Raw genomic sequence first — 18206 nt, forward strand, 5'->3', positions numbered from 1 at the left:
ATGAGTGTAACTGCGCAATCGGTATGGAATAACTGTCTTGAATTTATAAAGGATAATATCCAACCGCAAGCCTACAAAACTTGGTTTGAACCTATTGTAGCAGTTAAACTAACAGGCACAGCATTAAGCATTCAAGTACCGAGTAAATTTTTCTACGAATGGCTTGAAGAACACTATGTAAAGATCCTAAAAGTTTCACTCACCAAGGAGTTAGGAGAAACCGCCAAGTTAGTTTACATTATTAAAATGGAAAACACTTATGGCAACAAACAACCCTTCACTGAAAAGATTCCAAGTGCGAACCGTTCGTCTGTAAAATCGCAAAATGTTGACATTCCTTTAAACAATAAAAGTCCTGAATTACGCAATCCGTTTGTCATTCCAGGCATTAGAAATGTAAAGATTGAGTCGCAACTAAACCCGAATTACAGTTTTGAGAATTTCTTAGAAGGCGACTCTAATCGTTTGGCACGAAGTGCTGGATTAGCTGTAGCAGCCAAACCTGGAGGAACTTCTTTCAACCCCTTATTAATTTTTGGAGGAGTTGGTTTAGGAAAAACACACTTAGCTCATGCCATAGGTGTTGATATTAAAGATAAATACCCAGAAAAAACCGTTTTATATATTTCAGCTGAAAAATTCACACAACAATATATAGATGCCGTTAAAAAGAACAACAGAAATGATTTTATCCATTTTTATCAAATTATTGATGTATTAATTATTGATGATGTTCAGTTCCTTTCTGGAAAAACAGGAACTCAAGACGTTTTCTTTCACATATTTAACCATTTACACCAAAACGGCAAACAGGTTATTTTAACAAGTGACAAGGCTCCTGTTGATATGCAAGATATTGAACAACGCTTATTGTCTCGTTTCAAATGGGGCTTGTCGGCAGAGTTACAAAATCCAGATTTTGAAACCCGAGTTTCAATACTGAAAAACAAACTATACCGAGATGGTGTTGAAATGCCAGATGAAATTATCGATTATGTGGCTAAAAACATCAAATCGAATGTTCGGGAGCTTGAAGGTGCAATCATTTCATTGATAGCACAGTCTTCTTTCAATAAAAAGGAAATTACGATTGACTTAGCGCGTGTTATTGTTGAGAAATTTGTAAAAAACACAAAACGCGAAGTTTCTATAGACTATATCCAAAAAGTGGTATCCGATTATTTCCAAATGGATATCGATACTTTACAGTCTAAAACCAGAAAACGTCATATTGTTCAAGCCAGACAATTGGCTATGTTTTTTGCTAAAAAACACACTAAAGCTTCTTTAGCTAGTATTGGATCTCAAATAGGAAAAAGAGATCATGCCACCGTATTACACGCCTGTAAAACAGTGGATAATCTATCTTCAACAGACAAACAGTTCAAAAAGTATGTTGAAGACATTACTAAAAAACTTTCGGTTTAAAACTTTTAAATCATGATGAATATACTGATGGTTTGCCTGGGAAACATTTGCCGTTCTCCCCTAGCTGAAGGCATCCTAAAATCAAAACTCCCATCAGGAGGATTTCACGTAGATTCTGCTGGCACTGCCAGTTATCATATTGGTGCCTCACCAGATAGACGCTCGATTGAAGTAGCCAAGAAACATGGTTTAGACATTTCAAAGCTTCGGGGCAGACAACTGGTAGTTTCAGATTTTGATAAGTTTGATTACATTTATGTTATGGATGCTTCCAATTATCAAAATGCACTTAAACTGGCTAGAAATGAAGACGACCGTAAAAAAGCGAAATACATCTTAAACGAAGTGTATCCAAATCAAAATTTTGATGTTCCAGACCCCTATTATGGTGGTGATGAAGGCTTTCAAAATGTGTATAACATGCTAGAGGAAGCCTGCGAAAAAATTGCAAATGACTTAAGGTCTTTATAAAATGACAAACCACGGCAAACTTTATTTAATTCCAACAACTTTAGGTGATAACAATCCTATGGAAGTGTTACCAATTACGGTAAAAAACATCATAGAACAAACCAACATCTTTATTGTTGAGAACGAAAAAACCGCAAGACGCTTTATTAAAAAGATTTGTCCGGATAAACCTCAACCTTCGTTAAAACTTTTTCTTTTAAACAAATTTACTAATGAAGCTGATTTACCAAGTTTTTTAGAGCCTTGTTTATCAGGAACCTCAATTGGACTCTTATCGGAAGCGGGGTGCCCTGGCGTGGCGGATCCTGGAGCCGATGTTGTTAAGATCGCTCATGATAAAAATATAAAAGTTGTGCCTTTAGTAGGGCCATCATCCATACTTATGGCCATGATGAGCTCCGGCATGAACGGTCAGAGTTTTGCTTTCAACGGTTATTTACCTATAGATAAAGGTGAACGTAAAGCTGAAATTAAACGTTTAGAGCGCTTATCTTACGAGCAAGACCAATCACAATTATTTATTGAAACACCCTACCGAAATAATAAAATGATTGAGGACTTGGCTAATTTTTTAGAAAATAACACTCAAGTTTGTGTAGCCTGTGATATTACATTACCTACAGAATTCATTAAAACACAACCAGCAAATGCCTGGAAAAAAAATAAGGTAGATCTTCATAAAAGACCTACCTTGTTTATTATTCATAAAACTTAAAGACGATGAATTAAATCGCTTTAGCTTTTCTATCTGGTTTTATAAACGACGTATCGTAACCAGAAAAACGTTTCATATAGTGACCAACAGTTGTACCATAACCATCGGCGAAATTATCGATACCGTAACTTCTTAAGAATTTTTTCACACTTCCAGGACCAGCCAAGTGAGCAGCTGCTAGAATACCAGATTCGGTAACCAATATGCCATTCACTTTTTTACCAACAAAGTTTTTAATATCACGTCTCAAAATCCATTTGTTACGTGCTGTATTGGCGATAAAGGCATTTTCCTGTAAACTAGGACTGTTTAAAAAGTGATCTGGATTCGTAACCCCTAACAGTTTTAAAGTCCCTTTTCCAAATTGATACTTACCTAAGTACCCATAAGTATTCACCACAGAATATTTCCCTCTTGATTCCTTAAAAGCTAAGGCCTCTTTAAAACCCACAAATGATTTTCCTAAGTAAGGGGTGAAAATTTCCTCGTTATATTTTTGAGGCGCTGTACTTTCATCTATAACATCCAAACTTACGGTATAATCTAAATCTAAACCTTCTGTTGAATATTTACTAGAATCAAAAGTCTCATTCGATTTAAATGAGAAATACAATAGTGTTGATATTGTAAGTGCGATAATTCCAAAACTTGCAATATTTTTAACCATAATTTTAAATTTTTTCGGTATTTTTTTTAACTAAAACTACCTTTGAAATTTGAGCCGGCAAAATTAAGCCTTTTATCAATAACTTCAAAATTAATCGTTTAACGGTTTCTTTTTATTGAACAATAGACGAAATACACCGTTTTCTATTCAATATTTTCTTGAAAACACATCTAATTTCTAACTATTAACACGTCTTAAATTCGACTACAAACGTCCAAAACTAAGTCTTTATTTCATCCATTCTAAAAACATTAACAAACTATAACATTTTACAAAAACAGAAACCTATACTTTACTAATCACCATTTATATGCCATTTCATTTAGTATTACCCCAGAAAGTTGCCACGTAAATAGGATTTAAATTTTAACATAAATCACAAAATTTGATAACTCATTTTCGTGTCTTTATGTTAGCAATCATTATGCAGAACATATGATCTTTCAATTTTTTTTAACTCAAAACGAGGATAAAAACACCTTTGAAAGTCATTTTTCAGAATTTCAACTTCAAAACATGGTTAAAGTTACACCCAAAATCACATAAAATTTACGACATGGCATGTCCAAGCTCGTATATAAATTATCGATTTGAGTTTATACGTAAAGTTGATCTAAACGGATGTTTAAAAAATCAGAATAGTAGATTTATTTTCTGATACCCTGCGAAGAAAGGTACCGCCAGTATTCGGCAGCGTTCCTATTATGTTGAGCTAATGTTTTTGCAAACTTATGAAACCCTAATCGTTTGGCATCGGCAACAAAATAGTAATAACTGTGTTTTTCATAATTTAAAACAGCATCAATAGCTGTAATATCGGGCATGGCTATAAGTCCTGGAGGTAAACCTCGGTTAAGGTAAGTATTATATGGAGAAGGAATTTCTTTATGCACATTTAAAACACGTTTAATCACCGTATCTTTATATTCTGGTAACTGATAGGCTGCGTATTTAAGTGTGGGATCGGCCTGTAAAGGCATGCCTACTTTAATTCGATTCATGTAAACCCCTGCAATTCTAGGTAATTCTGCGGCTTGTTTTGACTCTTCATGAACTATAGACGCTAAAGCAATGACTTGATCTTGGGATAAACCTATATCTTTCGCCTTTTTAAGCCTAGAAGCATTCCAAAAGGCTTTATATTCCTTTAACATGCGGTCTCTAAAACCTTCAGCCGATGTATTCCAGAAAAACTCATAACTATTAGGCACGTACATACCTAGAGCTGTAGCTAAACTAAATCCGTTATTTTTTAAAAAAGCCTCATCAGTCATTGTTGTTAATAAAGACAAACTATCAGCCTCTATTTGTTCCGCAACACGTCCTGCAAGCTTTTCAAGAGATTCTTGATTATTAAATGACACTCGAATAGGCAAATTTCTACTTCTTATAGAATTAATAATATCATTATTATTCATGCCCTTTTTTATCTCAAAACGACCAGCTTTAATGTTAGATATGTATTTTTTCTGTTTCGCTAGATCATCAAAAGTCTCGATGTCGATTAATAAAGGCTCTAATTGAGCTCTTACATCTTGATAAGTTGCTTGAGTAGGTACAAAAATGTAAGCAGATTCATTGTTAAAAGCAGTATTAGGCTTTAACATCGTCTTATAAACAAAATTTGCAAAAAACACGGCGGCAACAAGCCCTAAACCAACAATAGCAAGAAGTATCTTTTTTATATACATTTAATTATTAATAAGTTGAAATAAATATTCGTTTTTATATGTGCCTCGAACACAGGTCCAATCTTTTTTAAGTCCAATTTCTTTAAAACCATGATTAGAAAAAAGCTTTATACTAGCCATATTACCTTCGGTGATACTACAATATAGCTGATGCAAATCTAAGTGTGTAAAACAGTAATCTATAAGCAAGCCCAGAGCTTCCTTTCCATAGCCTTTTAATCGATCGCTTGGCGTTTTAACCAAAATTCCCACTCCTGCCCTTTTATTTTTAACATCGAAATCGAACAAATCGATCATTCCAACAGCAACATCTTCATAAGTGGAAATCACCAAGCGTAATTGCTTTGCTTCATATATATCCTTATGAGCATGCTCTAAATATTGTTTTATTAAAAATCTAGAATAAGGCGTTTGGGTGCAGCTCATTTCCCATATGGATTCATCATTTTCTACCTCGTAAACAAAGTCTAAATCCTCAGGTTCTAAGGCACGTAAATAAATGATATCACCTTTTAAAGTTATCATATGTTTCCTTCAAACACGTAAGTTGCTGGACCGATTAGCCAAACATTGTGGTAATGGCCATTTTCTACATCGAAACGTACTTGAAGCTTACCGCCTTCAACATTTAAATTTACAGTACTCTGATTGGTTTCACCTGTAGCATGCATGGCGATGGCTACGGCAGTTACTCCTGTTCCACATGACAAAGTTTCATCCTCAACACCACGCTCATATGTGCGTACTCTAAAAGTGGTATCTGAAATTTTCTGAACGAAATTCACATTAGTACCTTCTTGATTATAAGGTGCACCATAGCGAATACCAGAGCCTTTACTTTTAATATCAAAATCTTCAATAGCAGTTTCGAACTGTACGTGATGTGGTGAGCCTGTATTTAAAAACACATGATTATCATGTTTTTCAACAACATCAACATCTAACATTTGTAAATGAACTATGCCATTTTCTATAGTAGCATGATGTAAGCCATCAATAGCTTCAAAAACAGCTTTATTGGTAATAACACCTAATTGCTGAGCAAAAGCCACCAAACAACGCCCCCCATTACCACACATGGTACTTTCGTTTCCATCGGCATTATAATAGACCATTTTAAAATCATATTCAGGGTGATTTTCTAATAAAATTAAACCATCTGCCCCTACGCCAAAACGTCTGTCACATAAAAAAGCAACTTGTTTGGTATTATTTTTGTCGAATGTTTGCAGACGATTATCAATCATCACAAAATCGTTTCCTGTTCCTTGGTATTTGTAAAAAGTCTGTTGCATAATAGGCGGCAAATATAAGATTTTATACGGTTTTTTGGGTTGTTAAATCGCAGTTAAAGTTGAAATCAAAACTCAATAAATATTTAATTTTAATCATTATTATCGTTAATTACTTAGAGAAACAGAGGTTTGAACTCAATAAAATAAATTTAAAATAATACTTAAAACGAAATTATGAAGAAGATTTTTTCCATGCTATTAGTTTCAGCTTTAGGTGGTATTTTCACCTTAAGCGCATACAAAATTTTTATAGAAAACAACCATGCGGAATTGGTTACAACTACCGATACTGAAGCCGTAAGCATACCAACAACCCCTGTTAATAACATGGGTAACTACAAAGCTTATGAAGCCCCTGATTTTTCTGTAGCTGCAGAAAATACCGTTAATGCCGTGGTGCACGTAAAAAATGTGACACTAAGCTCTGGCCAAATGACCTTTCAAGATTTCTTTTACGGAAGAAGTCCGCAACGCGCACAAGTTGGTACTGGTTCTGGGGTGATTATTAATACCGATGGTTACATTATCACCAACAATCACGTGATTAAAAATGCACAAGAACTATCGGTAACATTAAACAATAACAAAACCTACACCGCCCAACTTATAGGTGCCGATTCAAAAAATGATATTGCATTACTTAAAATAGATGCTGATGAAGCATTACCTTTTGTCACTTTTGCCGATTCGGATAACGTTAAAGTAGGCGAATGGGTTTTGGCCGTTGGTAACCCTTTTAATTTAACATCGACAGTGACTGCTGGAATTATTAGTGCCAAGTCAAGAGATTTGTCTGGAACCAGCTCGCAATCCTTTCTTCAAACCGATGCAGCCGTAAACCCTGGGAATTCTGGAGGTGCTCTGGTAAACACAAAGGGTGAGCTTGTAGGTATTAACACAGCCATCTCTTCTCAAACAGGATCATATATCGGGTATTCCTTTGCTGTCCCTAGCAATATTGCCAGAAAAGTAATTGAAGATATTTTAGAATACGGCAATGTACAAACCGGTATTTTAGGTATTCAAGGCGGTGCATTAAACAGTTCTGTTGCCGAAAAAATTGGAATCGATGACACCGAAGGTGTATATATCGATAGTGTTGTTGAAGGTTCTGGAGCAGACAAAGCAGGACTTAAAAACGGTGATATTATAAAAGAGATAGACCAAATTAAAGTTTCTAAATTTTCTGATTTAACAGGACACTTAAGTGCAAAACGCCCTGGCGATGTTGTTAACTTAACCTTGCTTAGAGCCGGAGCTCTAAAATCTGTAAATGTTACACTTGCCAAAAATAACACCTTTAATATGCCTTTAGTAGGACGTATTAAAAACACAACGAAGAACGATTTAAAAAAACTCAAAGCAAGTAATGGTGTGAAAATTGTTCAGTTGAATGGTGAATATGAACAATACTGGAAAAACAATGGTATATTAGAAGGTAGCATTATTACCTCCATAAATGATGTTAAAGTAAATACGGTTGATGATGTTCAAAACATTCTGAAAGAAAGATCGACTTATGAGCCTATAAGACTTGAACTCATTAATACAAACGGACAAAGAGAGCGTTTTAATTTTAGATAAAACACACCTGATAGTCTTAAATAACCCTTCAGTTTTGAAGGGTTATTTTTTTGTTAAAACCAATTACGAAAACGTTTGAATTATGGTATTTTTGAAAAGACACCATAAAAAACCCCAACTAAACATGACCTCTAACAAAAATTACGAGAAGGAATTAGCCTTTCAGGCCGACCGCAGAAAAGCGACAGTAGCCTTTATTAAAATTGTAAGCGACCTTTGGTATGACAAATCAATTGAATTGGTGCTTTTTAGAAACCAGCTTATCGACAGAAATGTGAGTCAGATTTTAAACTTACACGACTATGCTGGCAAATTTGTACAAAAACCTATTTCTATTTTTGATACTGTTAAAATTGCAGAAGCTATTAAAACCTTAGATCTCCCACCTGCCAAACTAGACATTGGTAAACTCACTTACGAATATCATATCGAAGAAAACAAAGCAAATAATGCCACTACTTTTATTGCTCATAAATTAAGAGATGCACATAAAAATGGAATTATCGCACCTAAAGATGTCGTTTTATATGGTTTTGGACGTATAGGGAGACTCGTGGCCCGCGAACTCATGGTTAGAACAGGAAAAGGCAGTCAATTGAGATTGCGTGCCATTGTAACTCGTAGCCAAATAGATGCTAAGATATTAGAAAAACGAGCGGCCTTGTTACGTAACGATTCTGTTCATGGCGATTTTCCTGGAACCGTTTCTATAGATGAAACAAACCAAGCCCTAATCATTAATGGTACCACCGTAAATATTATTTCTGCCAATACCCCTGAAGACATCGATTATACAAAATATGATATTAATAATGCACTTGTCATTGATAATACGGGTGCTTTTAGAGATAAAGTCACATTGACAAAACATTTAAAAGCTAAAGGTATTGACAAAGTTTTAATCACTGCACCAGGGAAAGAAATTCCAAACATTGTATATGGTGTTAACCATAAAGCCTATAACCCTGACGAAATTGATATTTTTTCGGCAGCATCATGTACCACCAATGCCATAACACCAATTTTAAAAGCTGTTGAAGATTCTTGTAAAGTTAAAAGTGGACATTTAGAAACCATTCACGCTTATACCAACGATCAAAATTTAGTGGATAATTTTCATAGTAAATACCGTAGAGGTCGTGCAGCAGCACTTAATATGGTAATCACCGAAACTGGAGCAGGCAGCGCTGTTGCTAAAGCCTTACCTAGTTTGGAAGGTAAATTAACCTCTAACGCCATACGCGTACCAGTCCCGAATGGGTCATTAGCTATTTTAAATTTAGAGATCGAAAAAGAAACTACCGTTAAGGGTATTAATAGTGTTTTAAAAAAATATGCTTTAGAAGGCGATTTGGTAGAACAAATAAAATATGAACTTAGCGACGAACTAGTTTCTAGTGATATTGTTGGCTGTTCGGCGCCTTCAATCTTTGATAGTAAATCTACTATAGTTAGAAAAGATGGTAAAAATATCATTCTTTACATTTGGTACGATAACGAATATGGTTATAGCCACCAAGTGATTAGACTGGCAAAATATATCGCTAAAGTGAGACGTTATACATATTATTAAAATAATATAATCTAAATCACGTTTAAAATCGTATCTATACCAGCCTCACTAGTTGAGGCTTTTTGTATATCTTGAATTATATACTAAACATTATTTTATAAATTGCGAAAATTAGAAAAATTACGAAACACCATGCCAAAAATGACATTCATCAAATCATCACTATGCATTGCCTTTACTTGCCTTTTTACACTACACTCAACTGCCCAAACGGATATCGATGAAGATAAATTATCCTTAAACAGCGGTACTATTGATAGTCAGTTTGAATATGTTATTCAAAAATCAAATAAATATCAGGATTACAAGGTTGTAAAAAAAGATTGGTTATACACTTTAAAATCGCATACTATTGATTCTTTAAATGCCGTACGAAAAGATTTGGTAGCAACACAAGGTGTTGTTAAAACTCAAGAGCAAGAGATTTCAGACCTAAAATTAAAACTCACGAACACTCAAACGGACTTAGATCAAACGAACATTGAAAAAGACAACATGTCATTATTTGGCATCCAATTAGGAAAAGCGAATTATAACGTATTAATGTGGTCTATTATAGGCGTTCTTCTGGCCTGCTTGATATTCTTTATCTACAAATTTAATAACAGTAATATCATTACCAAAGAAGCTAACCGCAACTTGGCTGAAGTGGAAGAGGAATTTGAAGAACACCGAAGAACAGCCTTAGAGCGTGAACAAAAAGTACGTCGTCAACTTCAAGACGAACTGAATAAGAATAAGTAGTTATCCTTATAACTCATTTAAATTATAAAAGAAGGCTAAACACCAAAGGTTTAGCCTTCTTTCATTTGAAGTACTGGGATATAAACTGTAATTCTTCAAAAAACATAAGAACAAGTTGAGGAAACTTTTAAAACTTCTGTATATTTGCGCCTCAAATTAAGCGCACGTGGCGGAATTGGTAGACGCGCTGGCTTGAGGGGCCAGTATCCGTTTAGGATGTGGAAGTTCGAATCTTCTCGTGCGCACCACTTATTATAAGGTTTTATTAATCATTTTAATAAAACCTTTTTTTATACCTCAAACCCTTATAAATCAATCAACCTTAACGATTTAACGATGCATCAATGGTCGTCCTTACACTTTCACTATTCCAATTGGCAGCTCCTGTTTTATCAATTATTATATGTCCAGATTGATCGATTAAAAAAGTCCGTGGAATATTAGTCACATCTAACAGATCTGGCAACTGACTTTTAATCCTATAGTTTTCAAACGTATAGCCCTCCTTCTTTAAAAAGTCTTCAACTTTTTCCGGTGGATCACTTGAAACAAAAACAAAATCTACTTTATCTTTATAATCCTCATAAAGCAATTGTAAGCTAGGCATTTCGGCAATACAAGGCGCACACCAGGTTGCCCAAAAATTTAAAAGCACTACTTTGCCCTGACTTTGTTCAAAACTAACAATTTGCCCAGATTTTGTTTGTAAAGCCCATTTATAATCTGTTAAAACTGCTTGCTTATTTTCATCAACTACGGCTGGACTAAATAAAGCTAGGCCCTTATTTAGCCACACTTGAATTGGGTGTCTTGTTTGAGGGATTAACAGTAAAACTATTACAACAATAAATAGAATATTTTTTGTGCTAAAATTAGTTTTCATACGAGTTTCGTTCGATTGGATTTAGGCTGGCAACGTTACAAGTTAATAAATTCCCATAAAAAAACCTCCCAAAAAAGGAGGTTTTAAATATTAGACAATGCTAAATCATTTAGGCTTCTTCTTCTGAAGACTCGGTCGCTTCAGCTTCAGCCTCAACTAAATTATCAAGCATCTTATGTTCTTGTAGTAAGTTATACCATTGGATAACTTTTTTAATATCGCTAGCATACACACGATCCTCATCGTATTCTGGCAATATTGAAAAGAAATATTCTTCAAGTTTATCTTTGCTATCTTTAGGATTTACAGACGCTTTCTCGCCGTTTTCTTTCACTTTTATATTTTCAAAAACCTGAGCTAAAGGCACTTCTTCCGTTAAGGTATAAATAGCAATTTCACTTAATACGCTTACGTTATTTTGTACGCTTACAGAAATGCGTTTTTTGTCGATTAAAGACTCTGCAACAAAACCACCACGGGTTTGTGTTACTAATTTATATAATCCTGGTTTACCTGAAATTGATATAACTTTTTCTAAACTCATATTTTATTTTTTAAGGGTCACAAATATCAACTGATTATTGATGTATTGCAAACATTATCGTTTCTTTTTTTGATCTGGAAAACGCATTCTATAATCTACATTTATCTTTCCTTTAGAGATATTAGTAAGCCTTCCCTTAATTAGTTTTTTCTTTAAACTTGATAGTTTATCCGTAAATAAAACACCTTCAATATGATCATACTCATGCTGAATAACACGAGCTACTAACCCATCGAAGGATTCCTTTTGTGGCTGAAAGTTTTCATCCAAATACTCTATAATAATATTAGGTTTTCTAAAAACATCTTCTCTAACATCTGGGATACTTAAGCACCCTTCATTAAAAGCCCATTCATCTCCCGATTCCTCAACAATTTTAGCGTTTATGAAAACACGTTTAAAACCGTTTAATGCGTTTTGCTCGGCCTCTGTTAAATCTTCATCTTCCGAAAAAGGCGTTGTATCTATAACAAATAATCGGATAGGCAAACCTATTTGAGGTGCCGCTAAACCTACCCCATAGGCATTGTACATGGTTTCAAACATGTTCGCTAGCAAATCCTGTAAATTAGGATAATCATTTGCTATATCGGTAGCTTTCTTCTTTAAAACAGGATCGCCATAGGCTACAATAGGTAAAATCATAAGGTGCTTTATTAAGGCTTGCAAAAATACAACTCTTATTAATTATGTTATATGTTTAATAGAAATTATTCTGAAAAAATTAAGAAATATAGTCCTTATAAAAACATTTCATCAATAAAAGATTACTTTGAATGCAAATAATCTTGTAGAATAATAGTGGCACTAATTTCATCAATTAAAGCTTTATTTCGACGCTGTTTCTTTTTTAAGCCACTATCGATCATCGTTTGGAAGGCCATTTTAGAAGTAAATCGCTCATCAACGCGTTTGATAGGCATATTAGGAAAAGCTTTTTCTAATTTTTTTAAAAAAGGTACAATATAAGCCTCACTTTCAGATGCCGTATTATCCATTTGTTTGGGCTCACCAACTAAAATTAATTCCACATCTTCTTTTTTTAAATAATCTTGTAAAAAAGGTAACAGTTCTTTAGTGGGCACGGTAGTTAAACCTGATGCTATAATTTGTAAAACATCGGTTATAGCAATCCCCGTTCTTTTTGATCCGTAATCTAATGCTAAAATGCGAGCCATATTTTTTTTTACAAAAGTAGTACATAAAAAAAAGGTTACCGTAATTAGACAACCTTTTTCTATTCAATTATAACTATTGGTTCGTTTTTATGATTTATTTTTAAGCTAAGGCTTCCAAATTCATTTTAGGAAAAACTAAGCTGATATTACTAATTTTTTTCTGCCTTTTATAATAAAGTTTAATATCACTTTCTAATCGTGTTATTCTTAAATTAACTTTTAATTCGTCTAATAATATAACTTTATTTGGAGTTAGCATGTTAACAGTAATATTTCTAACCACAGAAATTTGCTGCTTCTTTTCCGTTTTCAAAGTTGAATCTGAAATTTGAGCACTGGCAACTGAACCAAAAAATAAAAATATTAAAATGAAGTAAAAATTGATTTTCATCTGCGTTTTAATTAAATGATTACTTATGATTAAAATGACTAAGGTAATATTTGCCCGTAACTAATTTTTAGATAGAGCAAACCATAAAATTTTAAATGTAATGAGACAAAAATTACCCTCGTTATAAACATCGCTAAAAGACACATTTTAACGATAAACGAAGTAAATCTAATAATTTTTTTTTAATTATACTAAATACATGTTAAGAAATTCATAATTTTTAATAAAGATTATGAATTTTTAAAAAACATCCGTATACGTTGGCTTTTTATATTAATTTGATAATTCCTTTACCGTATTTAAATCATAGCTAGTATATTTGCTCAAAATAATTTTACAATGACAGAATTACAACAAATCATAGAAAATGCTTGGAATGACAGAGCGTTATTAAGTGAAGAAAACACCATTACTTCAATAAGAAAAGTAGTAGATTTAATAGACCAAGGTGAGCTACGTGTTGCTGAACCAGTTGAAAACGGTTGGCAAGTAAACGAATGGGTTAAAAAAGCCGTAGTTTTATATTTCCCAATCCAAAAAATGGAAACTATAGAGTGTGGTCCATTAGAATTTCATGATAAAATTCCTTTAAAAACAGGTTACAAAGAAAAAGGTATTCGTGTCGTACCTCACGCTGTAGCACGTCATGGCGCTTATATTTCTTCAGGAACTATTTTAATGCCTAGTTATGTAAACATTGGTGCTTATGTAGATGAAGGTACTATGGTTGATACTTGGGCTACTGTTGGTAGTTGTGCTCAAATTGGTAAAAACGTTCATCTTTCTGGAGGTGTTGGTATTGGTGGTGTTTTAGAACCATTACAAGCTGCTCCAGTTATTATTGAAGATAACGTTTTTGTAGGATCACGTTGTATCGTGGTTGAAGGGGTTCGTGTTGAAAAAGAAGCTGTTTTAGGGGCAAACGTGGTGCTTACCATGAGTACAAAAATTATTGATGTTACCGGCGATGAACCTATTGAAATGAAAGGTCGTGTGCCTGCTCGTTCGGTAGTCATTCCTGGAAGTTATACTAAAAAATTCGCTGCAGGTGAATATCAAGTACCATGCGCTTTAATTATTGGAAAGCGTAAAGAAAGTACCGATAAGAAAACCTCACTAAACGATGCCCTTCGTGAAAACGATGTAGCTGTTTAAATGAAAATTCTTGTTATACAACAAAAAATGATTGGCGATGTGCTTGCAAGCAGTATTCTGTTTGAAGCACTTCGTCAAAAATATCCTCAAGCTCAATTACATTATATAATTAACGAGCATACCTACCCTGTTGTAGAAAACAATCCTTTTATAGATCGCTGCATTTTCTTCACTAAAACCGAAGAGAACAGTAAAAAGGCCTTATTTAAATTTGTGAAAAACATTCAATCTCAGCATTACGACATTGTAATTGATGTATACTCTAAATTTTCAAGCAACCTAATCACCTTATTTTCAAGATCTAAAATTAAAATATCCCAATACAAATCCTATTCCGCTTACCTGTACACCCATCCATTTAAAAATAAAAAAACAGCAAATACTAACGCTGGTTTAGCTATTGAAAACCGGTTACAATTATTAGAACCTATTTCAAAAGAACTTTCGAAAACCCTGATAAAACCTAAAATTTACTTAACCCCTATTGAGATTGAAACCTCCAAACAAAACCTTTTAAAAGCTAATATTAATTTAGAGAAACCGCTTTTTATGATTAGTGTTTTAGGAAGTGACATGACTAAAACATACCCTCTACTACATATGGCAAAGTTAATTGATGCCATCATGTTAAAAACCCAAGGCCAAATTTTATTTAATTACATTCCGAAACAACACACCGCAGCAAAAGCCATTTTCAACTTTTGTAAAGCTGAAACAAAACCTTATATTTATTTTAATGTCTTTGGGAAAAGTTTACGAGAATTTTTAGCCATCACTAAACATTGTACCGCTTTAATTGGTAATGAAGGAGGCGCAGTTAATATGGCAAAAGCATTGGAAATACCAACTTTTACCATATTTTCACCTTGGATAAAAAAAGAGTCTTGGAGCATGTTTGAAAATAACAGCACCAATGTATCCATCCATTTAAAGGATGTAAAACCTGAATTATTCGAAGAAAAATCAACTAAAACTTTGAAGGCAGATGCGTTAAATTTATATGAAAATTTTAGTCCCGATTTAATTATTCCTGAACTAAATAACTACTTAGAACAATTTTAGTTCGTTTTTTTAATTCCAAAATCTGTCCAAGTCTTATTTTCCTTTTTCGTTGTTGCTCTAATAGCTAAATTTTTATCAATAGATTCCTGATTTTTATAACCTCTAGGGTGGTCCAAATGTAAACAAATAGCACTATACCGTATTTGTTTAGATTTTACACCTAAATTAAATAAACGCTCGCCTAGCTCTCTGTCCTGCCCTCCATACTGCATACGCTCATCAAAACCATTAACAGCCATAATATCTTTTTTCCACCCCGAAGCATTATGCCCATTCCAACTCGCGTTAGTAGGAGTCATGGCATTAAGTAATTTACTTCGAAAACCGGATGCTGTTAGTTTATTGTTTTTAAAGGACCCTTTCAGTCCTTTAGATTTTAACCATTCAACTTTAAAACAATCTTGAGATAAAATATTTTCTTTGGTAATAACTTCAGAAATAGTCATGGGAAGCATAAAATAACCTCCAGACAAGAAAAACCCGTCTTCCCGATAATCCATATGTACTTGAACAAAATCTGCGCGAGCCATACAATCGCCATCACTCATTAAAATATAGTCTGTTGTACAAGCTAAAATGGCTTTATTTAAAATTCTAGATTTTTGAAAACCTTCGTCTTCATGCCAAACATGAATAATTGGAAATGACACTTCAGCTTTTATACGTTCCAACAAATCGAATGTTGGTTGTTTTGAGCCATCATCGGCAATTACAATTTCAAAATCTTTATAATTCTGGGCTTCATAACTCCATAAAATCTTTTCTAACCATGATTCAGAATTATAAGTACTTATAATGATTGATATATTAGGTTTTTTCATGGGTTTACTTTTTTATAACTTATTTACTAAACGTTTTTTAAAACCGATATATGGCATTAACCTCTTTTCTTATCGATATAGGATTAATATTTAAATCTAAATTGACAATATGCCCAAATAATCTATTTTATTAACATTAAAAAAGGCTTAGGTTTATCACTCATTTCAAAGGTGTAAAAGTATTTAAAAAACCACAACATTATTAGTAAAGCTTTTAATTTATTCAAATAAAAATACAATGTTTACCCAATTTAAACTATGAATTTAAACTAAAATCCTTGTTAAACTTTACAGCTTTTTAAACTTAAAAAACACTATTTTTACCGCTTTATTTTTAGATCATAAAATGATTAAACTTTCAGCACTACTTATTACTTACAACGAGGTTAAGCATATTAATGACGTTGTTAAAAACATCAGTTTTGCAGATGAAATTATTGTTGTAGATTCCTTTAGTACCGACGGTACATTTAAAAAACTATCAGCTTTACCCAATGTAACCACCATACAACGAAAATTTAAAAATTTTGCCGATCAAAGAAATTTTGCGCTTCAGCAAGCCACTAATGATTGGGTATTATTTATTGATGCCGATGAGCGCATTCCAAAAAAATTAAAAACCGAAATATTACAAACCATAAACCATCCTAACGATGTAGCTGCATTTATGGTAAAACGTCTATTTTTCTTTAAAAACAAACGCATACGTTTTAGTGGTTTTCAAACAGATACCACTTATCGTCTGTTTAAAAAAGATAAAGTAAAATACATAGAAGATAAAATTGTACATGAAATGCCGCATATTGTTGGCAAAAGTGGTCTTTTAAAAAATACGATGCTCCATTACTGTTTTGATAGTACGGCCCATTACAAATCAAAAATGCAACACTATGCCAATCTTAAGGCTCTTGAACTTTATAATAAAGGTAACAAGCCAAACTTCTACCACTTTTACATAAGACCTTGCTTTAAATTTATTATGAATTATGTGTTAAGACTTGGTTTTTTAGACGGAAAAGAAGGTTTAAACATATGTTACCTAAGCGCTTATGGCGTTTATTACAGGTATCAAGAACTAAAAAAATTAATCGACTAACTATTTCCAAAATTTTAGTTTGTTTTTTAAACGTCTTCGCTTGTGGTATTTTTCCTGAAAGGCTTCAGTATCACGCCACATTAATTTAAAGACTTTATCGTAATTTTCACCTAAACATTTCGCATATTCATCGCTCATGATTTCGACCATATATTTCTGGGTCGATAAACGTGAAAAATTTTTAATACGCGTTTCAAAATCTAATTCCTTAAAATCCATACGATTTAAATCGACTATATAAAATTTATAATCGTCGCTATTTAATTGAATTAAGGTATTACCGGGAGAGTGATCTAAAAAATGAATACCCTTTTCATGTAACTGAAACGTAAATCTAGTAAATGCTCTTAAAATAGCTTCGTAATTGGGAATATTATAATTGGTAGTTAATGCTCTATAGGTAAAGTCATAATCTAATTGCTCGCTTATATAAAAGCTTTTTTTAAATAAAAATGGTGTTTTAAATTCGTAATAAGCTATTGGCATTGGTGTTCCAACGCCTAATTCCTTAAGTTTTATTGCATATTCAAAAGACCGTTGTGCCTTACTTTTTCGAAAAAAACGGTATGCAATTTGGTTAATAATATTAGGAATTCTAAACGATTTTACATTTAAGGTTTGGCCCTCTAATTGAAATAATTTTAATGAATTTCTATCTTGATTCCCATAGTCTTCACCTAAGTTATCAAAATTAATTATGTAGTTGGTTAATTTTGTTTCAAAGGGCTGAAACAGCTTATTAATCATGTAATTCATATTGCAAAATTACTATTTGTTTTTATTGTAATATATTAAATCGATCCTTTTTTTCAACGGACTTACCATTTAATAAACCACGATTATAAACATTATTTTTAAATGGACTACCGATTATTATTAATAAAACTAAAAATCCCGATTATAAAAAC

Annotated in this window: 20 protein-coding genes and 1 tRNA gene; 10 read left to right on the forward strand and 11 right to left on the reverse strand. The window is 33.1% G+C overall.

Going from position 1 to position 18206, the window contains the following annotated elements; genetic code table 11:
- The 3 genes from dnaA to C1A40_RS00015 are packed head-to-tail and all read left to right on the forward strand — an operon-like array spanning position 1 to position 2614.
- Entirely contained in the window at positions 1-1428 is a 1428-nt protein-coding gene (dnaA, locus tag C1A40_RS00005) for a chromosomal replication initiator protein DnaA (RefSeq protein ID WP_102994089.1), read from the forward strand.
- A gap of 12 nt (positions 1429-1440) precedes the next feature.
- The gene (locus C1A40_RS00010) at positions 1441-1899 is read left to right on the forward strand and encodes a low molecular weight protein-tyrosine-phosphatase (protein ID WP_199287728.1); all 459 of its coding nucleotides are present in this window, start codon (positions 1441-1443) and stop codon (positions 1897-1899) included.
- Position 1900: 1 nt separating this feature from the next.
- The gene (locus C1A40_RS00015) at positions 1901-2614 is read left to right on the forward strand and encodes an SAM-dependent methyltransferase (protein ID WP_102994091.1); all 714 of its coding nucleotides are present in this window, start codon (positions 1901-1903) and stop codon (positions 2612-2614) included.
- A gap of 10 nt (positions 2615-2624) precedes the next feature.
- Here the strand turns inward: C1A40_RS00015 and C1A40_RS00020 are convergent, their stop codons facing one another.
- The 4 genes from C1A40_RS00020 to dapF all read right to left on the reverse strand — a co-directional run bounded on the left by C1A40_RS00020 (position 2625) and on the right by dapF (position 6267).
- Positions 2625-3281: a peptidoglycan-binding protein LysM gene (locus C1A40_RS00020; RefSeq protein ID WP_102994092.1), complete on the reverse strand. Its 657-nt coding sequence runs from the start codon at positions 3279-3281 to the stop codon at positions 2625-2627.
- A 647-nt stretch (positions 3282-3928) separates the two neighbouring features.
- On the reverse strand, positions 3929-4972 hold the full coding sequence (gene mltG, locus C1A40_RS00025; protein WP_102994093.1) for an endolytic transglycosylase MltG: 1044 nt from the start codon (positions 4970-4972) through the stop codon (positions 3929-3931).
- Entirely contained in the window at positions 4973-5497 is a 525-nt protein-coding gene (locus C1A40_RS00030) for a GNAT family N-acetyltransferase (RefSeq protein WP_102994094.1), read from the reverse strand.
- Positions 5494-6267: a diaminopimelate epimerase gene (gene dapF, locus C1A40_RS00035; RefSeq protein WP_102994095.1), complete on the reverse strand. Its 774-nt coding sequence runs from the start codon at positions 6265-6267 to the stop codon at positions 5494-5496. The genes C1A40_RS00030 and dapF overlap by 4 nt, the downstream gene beginning before the upstream one ends.
- A gap of 174 nt (positions 6268-6441) precedes the next feature.
- Here dapF and C1A40_RS00040 point away from each other — a divergent pair, with 174 nt between their 5' ends.
- The 4 genes from C1A40_RS00040 to C1A40_RS00055 all read left to right on the forward strand — a co-directional run bounded on the left by C1A40_RS00040 (position 6442) and on the right by C1A40_RS00055 (position 10416).
- Positions 6442-7851 (forward strand): trypsin-like peptidase domain-containing protein, encoded by a 1410-nt coding sequence (locus tag C1A40_RS00040; protein ID WP_102994096.1) that lies wholly within the window; start codon positions 6442-6444, stop codon positions 7849-7851.
- A 124-nt stretch (positions 7852-7975) separates the two neighbouring features.
- Complete coding sequence (locus C1A40_RS00045; RefSeq protein ID WP_102997092.1) at positions 7976-9424, forward strand: glyceraldehyde-3-phosphate dehydrogenase; 1449 nt, start codon at positions 7976-7978, stop codon at positions 9422-9424.
- Between the two features lie 102 nt (positions 9425-9526).
- The gene (locus C1A40_RS00050) at positions 9527-10168 is read left to right on the forward strand and encodes a tRNA (guanine-N1)-methyltransferase (RefSeq protein WP_241910454.1); all 642 of its coding nucleotides are present in this window, start codon (positions 9527-9529) and stop codon (positions 10166-10168) included.
- Between the two features lie 160 nt (positions 10169-10328).
- Positions 10329-10416 (forward strand) — tRNA-Leu (locus C1A40_RS00055).
- Positions 10417-10490: 74 nt separating this feature from the next.
- Here the strand turns inward: C1A40_RS00055 and C1A40_RS00060 are convergent.
- The 5 genes from C1A40_RS00060 to C1A40_RS00080 form a co-directional block, all read right to left on the reverse strand.
- Complete coding sequence (locus C1A40_RS00060; RefSeq protein WP_102994097.1) at positions 10491-11051, reverse strand: TlpA family protein disulfide reductase; 561 nt, start codon at positions 11049-11051, stop codon at positions 10491-10493.
- Between the two features lie 109 nt (positions 11052-11160).
- Positions 11161-11595, reverse strand: coding sequence for a DUF5606 family protein (locus C1A40_RS00065; RefSeq protein ID WP_102994098.1), 435 nt, complete (start codon positions 11593-11595; stop codon positions 11161-11163).
- A 54-nt stretch (positions 11596-11649) separates the two neighbouring features.
- Positions 11650-12240, reverse strand: coding sequence for a peptide deformylase (def, locus tag C1A40_RS00070; protein ID WP_102994099.1), 591 nt, complete (start codon positions 12238-12240; stop codon positions 11650-11652).
- 122 nt (positions 12241-12362) lie between these two features.
- Entirely contained in the window at positions 12363-12773 is a 411-nt protein-coding gene (ruvX, locus tag C1A40_RS00075; protein ID WP_102994100.1) for a Holliday junction resolvase RuvX, read from the reverse strand.
- 100 nt (positions 12774-12873) lie between these two features.
- Positions 12874-13164 (reverse strand): hypothetical protein, encoded by a 291-nt coding sequence (locus tag C1A40_RS00080; RefSeq protein WP_102994101.1) that lies wholly within the window; start codon positions 13162-13164, stop codon positions 12874-12876.
- Between the two features lie 339 nt (positions 13165-13503).
- Between C1A40_RS00080 and C1A40_RS00085 the strand changes: the two genes are divergently transcribed.
- Both C1A40_RS00085 and C1A40_RS00090 read left to right on the forward strand, forming a co-directional pair.
- The gene (locus tag C1A40_RS00085) at positions 13504-14319 is read left to right on the forward strand and encodes a 2,3,4,5-tetrahydropyridine-2,6-dicarboxylate N-succinyltransferase (protein ID WP_102994102.1); all 816 of its coding nucleotides are present in this window, start codon (positions 13504-13506) and stop codon (positions 14317-14319) included.
- Positions 14320-15381: a glycosyltransferase family 9 protein gene (locus tag C1A40_RS00090; RefSeq protein WP_102994103.1), complete on the forward strand. Its 1062-nt coding sequence runs from the start codon at positions 14320-14322 to the stop codon at positions 15379-15381.
- On the opposite strand, the gene C1A40_RS00095 is transcribed toward C1A40_RS00090, so the two are convergent.
- Entirely contained in the window at positions 15378-16202 is an 825-nt protein-coding gene (locus C1A40_RS00095) for a glycosyltransferase family 2 protein (RefSeq protein ID WP_102994104.1), read from the reverse strand. The two genes, C1A40_RS00090 and C1A40_RS00095, sit on opposite strands and share 4 nt — an antisense overlap.
- 346 nt (positions 16203-16548) lie before the next feature.
- Between C1A40_RS00095 and C1A40_RS00100 the strand changes: the two genes are divergently transcribed.
- Positions 16549-17298 carry a glycosyltransferase family 2 protein gene (locus tag C1A40_RS00100; protein ID WP_102994105.1) on the forward strand — a complete coding sequence of 250 codons (750 nt, stop codon included), beginning with the start codon at positions 16549-16551 and terminating at the stop codon, positions 17296-17298.
- On the opposite strand, the gene C1A40_RS00105 is transcribed toward C1A40_RS00100, so the two are convergent.
- A complete protein-coding gene (locus C1A40_RS00105) occupies positions 17299-18054 on the reverse strand; it encodes a lipopolysaccharide kinase InaA family protein (protein WP_102994106.1) in 756 nt (251 codons plus the stop codon). It lies immediately after the preceding gene.
- Positions 18055-18206 lie beyond the last annotated feature (152 nt).

Source organism: Tamlana carrageenivorans (assembly GCF_002893765.1).
Lineage (GTDB): Bacteria > Bacteroidota > Bacteroidia > Flavobacteriales > Flavobacteriaceae > Pseudotamlana > Pseudotamlana carrageenivorans.